Raw genomic sequence first — 6,252 nt, 5'->3', positions numbered from 1 at the left:
GCCAAGCAGTATGTGCCGACGACGCCTTATGGCCACGTGATCGGCGATGGCATCATCTTCTGGGAAGAAGAGGAAAGCTTCACCTACGTCGGCCGCGCGCCGGCTTCGAACTGGCTGCGCTATCACGGCGCGACCGGCGGCTACGATGTCGAGATCGAGCTCGACGACCGTTCGCCGATGCGCCCGATGGGCAAGCCCGTCACCCGCAAGGAATGGCGCTTCCAGATCCAGGGTCCGCAGGCGTGGAACGTGATCGAGAAGCTTCACGGCGGACCGCTGGAGCAGCTCAAGTTCTTCAACATGAGCACCATGAACATCGCCGGCAAGACCGTGCGCACGCTGCGCCACGGCATGTCGGGCGCGCCGGGCCTCGAGATCTGGGGGCCTTATGCCGAGCAGGAGGAAATCCGCGCCGCCATTCTGGAGGCGGGCAAGGAATTCGGCCTGATCGCTTGCGGCAGCCGCGCCTATCCTTCGAACACGCTGGAATCGGGCTGGATCCCTTCGCCGCTGCCCGCGATCTACACCGGCGAGAAGCTCAAGGGCTTCCGCGAGTGGCTGGGCGCCGACAGCTACGAGGCGACCGGTTCGATCGGTGGCTCGTTCATCTCGGACAACATCGAGGACTACTATCTCAATCCGTGGGAGCTGGGTTACGGCCCGTTCGTCAAGTTCGACCATGATTTCCAGGGCCGCGAGGCGCTGGAAGCCCTTAACCCTGCCGAGCAGCGCAAGAAGGTGACGCTGGCGTGGAACCCGGAAGACATGGCGAAGATCACCGCTTCGCTGTTCAACCCGGACGGCGAGCAGTACAAGTTCTTCGACGTGCCGCTGGCGAACTATGCCTCGTCGAACTACGACCGCGTCGTCGATGCGGGCGGCAAGACGGTCGGCCTCTCGATGTTCACCGGCTATTCGTACAACGAAAAGCAGGCTCTCTCGCTCGCGACGGTCGATCCGGAGATCCCGGTCGGCACCGAAGTGCGCGTGGTGTGGGGCGAAGAGAACGGCGGTACGCGCAAGACCACGGTCGAGCCGCACAAGCAGATCGAAGTCCGCGCGATCGTCTCCTCGGTGCCCTACAGCCGCGTGGCGCGCGAGAACTACGCCGAGGGCTGGCGCACCGGGCGCTGATTTAGAGCAGACCTGACCACGCTCCCCTCCCCGGTGGGGAGGGGCGGGGGAGGGGGTTTGGCATTTCCGGCAAGCGCCGCGCACCCCCACCCAGCCTCCCCCGACCGGGGGAGGAGCAAGTCGCCTATTGTGGGGAGCTTCGCGCCATGGCCGCAGCACTGATTCACCCGAACTGGGACAAGCCGCCGCTCGGGATTACCGACGGTTTCAGCCTTGAAATGACCGCGAAGGACGAGGCTTCGCTGCGTGAAGCCGCGCCGCTGATCCCGGTCGATACGCCGATTGCCGTCACTTTCCTTCCCGGCGAGGATGTTGCCGCGCGCGTGAAGGCGACGGTTGCAGTGCGCGAACTGGGCTTCGAGCCGATGCCGCACTTCTCAGCGCGGCGGATCACTTCGGAGGATGACTTCGAAGGGTATCTGAAGGCGGTGGTCGAGCAGGCCGGGGTGCAGCGCGCCTTCATCGTCGCGGGCGATCCGCCCGAGCCGGTGGGGCCCTATTTCGATACCTCGGCCCTGATCGCCACGGGTGCGTTCGAGCGCAGCGGGATCAAGGCTATCGGAATTGGCGGGCACCCGGAAGGACATCCCAACATGACCGAGCAGCAGTGCTGGGACGTGCTGGTGAAGAAGGTCGCCGAGATCGAGGCGCGCGGGATGGCGCCGCTGATCGTGACGCAGTTCGGGTTCGATCCGGACGCGTTTCTGGCGTGGCTGCTCCAGCTGAGGGCGCTGGGCATCGATGCGCCGGTGCGGATCGGCGTGCCGGGGCCGGCGGGGATCAAGCGACTGCTGGCCTTTGCGGCACGCTGCGGTGTGGGGGCCTCTACGGCTGTGCTGAGGAAATACGGGATCTCGGTGACGAATCTCCTTGGCAGCGCCGGTCCGGACAAGCTCGTCGATGCCTTTGCCAAAGGTCTCGGGCCGGAGCATGGCCGGGTTCGGCTCCATTTCTATCCCTTCGGCGGCATGGTGAAGACACTTGAGTGGATCCAGGCCTACAACGCGAAGCACGGGATTTCGGCATGACGGACTATGTGCTGGTCCATGGCGCGTGGGGTGGCAGCTTCGGCTATGACCGCGTGGCCGGCGAACTGCGTGCCGCCGGGCACCGCGTGGTGCTGGCGCAGCTGTCCGGGCTGGGGACGCGCAAGGGCGAGTTTCACCCCGGCATTACGCTCACGACGCATATCGACGACGTCTGCAACCAGATCGCCTCGGCTGGCTTCGACAAGTTTGTGCTCGTTGGCCATTCCTATGGCGGGATGATCGTGACCGGCGTGGCGACGCGGCTGGGCGCGCGGATCACGGCGCTGGTCTATATCGATGCGTTCCTGCCGCAGGATGGACAATCGCTGTGGGACCTCACCGGCGATTTCGAGCACCACCACTACATCGACAGCCAGAAGTTCACGCCGGGCGCGGTGGCGCCGCTGCCGGGGCTCGAAAGCCCGGTGCTGACGCGGCATCCGCTGCTGACCTTGCTTGAAGCGGTGAAGTTCACCGGCGAGGAGGCCAAGGTCGGGCGGCGGATCTATGTGTTCGCCAATTCGTGGGAGCCGACGCCGTTCCGCAAGTTCGTGCAGCGCGTGACGAGCGAGAAGGGCTGGGAGTATCACGAGGCCAAGGCTAGCCACAACGTGATGGGCGATCAGCCCGAGCAGACCTTGGCGATCCTGCTGGGCTGCGCCTGACGACTGCTCAGAACTTGGCCGCGCGCGATTTGCGCCGGGCCTCTGCGAAAGCATCGCGACGGAACTTCTCGAAGGCGACCCGCTGGTCGTGGCCGGGGTCCTTCGGGTAGTCCTGATACTCGGCGATGATCTCGTCGAAGATCTCGCGCATCTCTTCCTTGTGATCGGGGTGGCTGAAGATGTGGAGGCGGTTCGCCTTCATCGCCTCGATCACGCGCGCGCCGATCACGTCGGGCTCCATGCCGAATTCGTGAATGCCCGCAAGGCGCTCGACCGCTTGCGCATTGACCGGCTTCATCGCGCCCTTGAGTTCGTCGGGACGGATATCGTCGCTGGCGTAGATGTAGCTCTTCACGAGGCCCGGGCAGAGCACCGAGACGCCGATCTCATACTGCAGCAGCGAGTAGTGCAGCGATTCCGAAAGGCCGCGCACCGCGAACTTGGTGGTGTTGTAGATGCCCGGCGTGCCAGCGGCGAGGAACGCGGCCATCGAGGCGGTATTGACGATGTGGCCGCCCTTCTGCTCGCCCGCCTTCACGCGCGCGACCATGCGCGGCACGAAGGTCATCACCCCGTTGATCACACCGTGGAGGTTGACGCCCATCAGCCAGTCCCAATCGTCGAACGAGCTTTCCTCGATCGGCTGGAACAGGTTGACGCCGGCGTTGTTGCACAGGATCGAGACAGGGCCGAACTTGGCCTCCACTTCATCCGCCGCCGCCTTGAAGCCATCGCGGCTGGATACGTCGAGCTGGACGCCCATGACCTCGCGGTTGTCGAGGCTGGCGAGGGCCTTGTCGATCGAGTCCTGCCGGATATCGGCAATGGCGACCTTGCAGCCTTCACTGAGAAGCTGCCGGACGAGCCCGATGCCGACACCATTGGCGCCGCCGGTGACGAAGGCGGTGCGGCCTGCGAAGTCCTTCATGCTGCGGCTCCTTCTCCGCGCGTGGCCTTCAGTGCGTCTTGCCGCGCGATCTCGGCGGTGATCGCCGGGTTGCGGAAGAGCATCGCGAAGGTCTGCTTGTAGTCTGGGTTTTCGGGGAGGTGCGTCTGTACCGCCGCCGTGGTTGCCTCGCCGCGTTCGCGCACGCCGGTGAGGAATTCGCTGTGGGTGAGGATGTAGAGCTCGTCGTTCAGGATGCCCTGCAGCACGCGCTCGCCGACCTCTTCCTTGGTCTGGTAGAGGTGCATGAAGTTGCCGCCCGAGGCGCGGCGCTTGTCGGCCTCGGCATAGCCGGTGTCCGCAAGGTCTGCAGGGCGCGTCTTGCCCGCTTCGGCGATGTTCGATTGCACGGCACCGGGGCAGAAGGCGGAGCAGATCACGCCGCGTGCTTCGAGTTCGGGGCGCATGCATTCCATCATCGAAGTGACAGCGGCTTTGCCCGCGGAATAGATCGTTGTGCCGCCGACCGGCACGAGCGCCGACATCGAGGCAGTGTTGACGATATGCCCGCCTTCGCCATGCGCGAGGATGCGCGGCAGCACGGTGACGATGCCGTTGATCGTGCCGCCGACGTTGACGCCCATTACCCAGTCCCAATCGGCGAAGGTGGCAAGTTCGGTCGGGCCGACGACGGCGACGCCGGCGTTGTTGCACAGGATGTGAATCTTTCCGAACTTTGCTTGTGTGGCGTCTGCAGCGGCAGCGAAGGCGGCGCGGTCGGTCACGTCCAGCTTGAGGGGAAGAACCCTGTCTCCGCTCGCGAGTTCGGCCTCGGCGGCGGCAAGGTGGTCGTCGCGGATATCGGCGATGGCCACGTTCATGCCGGCGCCAAGCAGCGCCTTGGCAATGCCGAGGCCGATACCGCTGGCGCCGCCGGTGATGAAGGCTGTCTTGCCGGGGAGGTTCTGCATGATCGCTCTCCTGGAGGCCGGGGAGCCTTTCCTGACTCCACCGATTGTTAGATTGCCTTTTCTATTCACCACGCCGAGATTGTATGCAAGACTAACAATTGTTCGAGACGAAAAAGGCTCCGGCGATTCAGGCGCGGGGCCGCCGGGCGAGAGGAGTGATGATGGCGGGTCCGACGGTTGTAGCCGATCCGGAAGCGGCGGCAGGCGCGGGTGCGGAGCGCGAATGGCCCTCCACCGGGGCGGCCTATTGGGCGCTCACGGTGATCGTTCTGGCGACCTTCATCACCTTCTTCGATGCGGTGACGTTCGGGATGCTGGCCGAGCGGATCAAGCACGATTTCGGCCTCACCGATTCGCAGCTGGGCTTCCTCGCGGGTCCGGCGAGCATCATCTGCTACCTGTTCGTCGGCATTCCGCTGGCGCGGCTCGCCGACATCTATCCGCGCAAGTATGTGCTGGCGGGCGGGGCGGCGGTGGTCGGCCTTATCATCTCGCTGGGCGGCCTTGCGCAGACCTTCGTGCAATTCGTGGGTAGCCGGGTGTTTCTGGCGGCGGGCGGATCGGCGCATGCGCCCTCGTCCTACTCGCTGCTTGCCGATGCCTTTCCGCCCAAGACACTGACGCGCGCCTTCGCGCTGCTGCAGTTCGGCTTTATCGGCGGGACGGTGCTGGGGCCGCTGATCGGCGGAAAGCTGGTGGTGATGACGGCGACCTGGGCGCCCTATCACCTCGGACCGCTGACGATCCGCGGGTGGCAGTGGATCCTCATCGTGATGGGTCTGCCGGGGCTGCTTGTCGGGCTGCTGTTCCTCACAGTGACCGAGCCAAAGCGCATGGCGCCCGCGTCCGATGCGCCCAAGGTTCCCGTCGATGCCGGGTTCGGGCGGCGGGTGCTGACCTTCATGGGCCTCGATGCGCTGCGGGCGATCAATGCGAAGCCGCGCGTCTACTATCCGCTGTTCGGCGCACTGGCGCTGAGCGCGGTCGAGGTGTTCGGGCTGCAGTTCTGGCGCGTGCCGTTCATGGTGCGCACCTTCGGCTGGGACGAAGCGCAGATCGGCGCGGCGCTCAGCATTACCGTGCTCATCGGCTCGCTCGCGGGCCTGCTGCTCGGCAGCGTCATGGTCGAATGGCTGGCGAAGCGCCACAAGGACGCCAATGTCCGCGCCGCGGCGATTTGCGCCGCCGGGGTCATGGTAACGACGATTGCTGCCATCCTGATGGCAACGCCCTGGGCTTCGATCGTGCTGTTCGGCATATCGGGGATGTTCGGCATGGCGGGTGCGGTGCCGCAGAACGCGGCAGTTCAGCGGGTCGCGCCAAATGAAATGCGCGGGCAGGTGACGGCGTTCTACCTTTTCATGTTCACCTTCTTCGGCGCGATGGGCAGCTTTGTCGTGGGCCGCGTGCAGGACGCGGTGGTCGGTGATCCAAACCAGCTCTGGAAGGCGCTGCTGATCACGGCCGGCACTCTGCTGCCGATTGCCACCTTCCTGATGATCCGCGCCATCAAGCCCTACCGCGAGGAGGTGGAGCGACTGGAGGCGGCCGGGCTGTGAACAAACGGC

6 protein-coding genes are annotated in these 6,252 nt (G+C 65.2%); 4 read left to right on the top strand and 2 right to left on the bottom strand.

Annotated features, from left to right (window positions below):
* From Q0082_RS20095 to Q0082_RS20085, 3 genes are all read left to right on the top strand, one after another.
* A partial coding sequence (locus Q0082_RS20095) for an aminomethyl transferase family protein (protein WP_298195381.1) occupies positions 1–1,134 on the top strand: 1,134 nt, incomplete at its 5' end.
* Between the two features lie 146 nt (positions 1,135–1,280).
* Entirely contained in the window at positions 1,281–2,162 is an 882-nt protein-coding gene (locus Q0082_RS20090) for a methylenetetrahydrofolate reductase (protein WP_298195380.1), read from the top strand.
* The gene (locus Q0082_RS20085; protein ID WP_298195379.1) at positions 2,159–2,827 is read left to right on the top strand and encodes an alpha/beta hydrolase; all 669 of its coding nucleotides are present in this window, start codon (positions 2,159–2,161) and stop codon (positions 2,825–2,827) included. Before Q0082_RS20090 ends, Q0082_RS20085 begins: the two co-directional genes overlap by 4 nt.
* Positions 2,828–2,834: 7 nt before the next feature.
* On the opposite strand, the gene Q0082_RS20080 is transcribed toward Q0082_RS20085, so the two are convergent.
* Together Q0082_RS20080 and Q0082_RS20075 are read right to left on the bottom strand one after the other, a co-directional pair.
* The gene (locus Q0082_RS20080; RefSeq protein ID WP_298195378.1) at positions 2,835–3,755 is read right to left on the bottom strand and encodes an SDR family NAD(P)-dependent oxidoreductase; all 921 of its coding nucleotides are present in this window, start codon (positions 3,753–3,755) and stop codon (positions 2,835–2,837) included.
* Complete coding sequence (locus tag Q0082_RS20075; protein ID WP_298195377.1) at positions 3,752–4,684, bottom strand: SDR family NAD(P)-dependent oxidoreductase; 933 nt, start codon at positions 4,682–4,684, stop codon at positions 3,752–3,754. The genes Q0082_RS20080 and Q0082_RS20075 overlap by 4 nt, the downstream gene beginning before the upstream one ends.
* 158 nt (positions 4,685–4,842) lie before the next feature.
* Between Q0082_RS20075 and Q0082_RS20070 the strand changes: the two genes are divergently transcribed.
* Positions 4,843–6,243: an MFS transporter gene (locus tag Q0082_RS20070; protein WP_298195376.1), complete on the top strand. Its 1,401-nt coding sequence runs from the start codon at positions 4,843–4,845 to the stop codon at positions 6,241–6,243.
* Positions 6,244–6,252: the final 9 nt, after the last annotated feature.

Origin of the sequence: Novosphingobium sp., assembly GCF_027489515.1 — a bacterium.
In the GTDB taxonomy this organism is placed as follows: domain Bacteria; phylum Pseudomonadota; class Alphaproteobacteria; order Sphingomonadales; family Sphingomonadaceae; genus Novosphingobium.
Note: the sequence above shows the minus strand (reverse complement) of the source record. Positions and strands in the feature narration are given on the sequence as shown.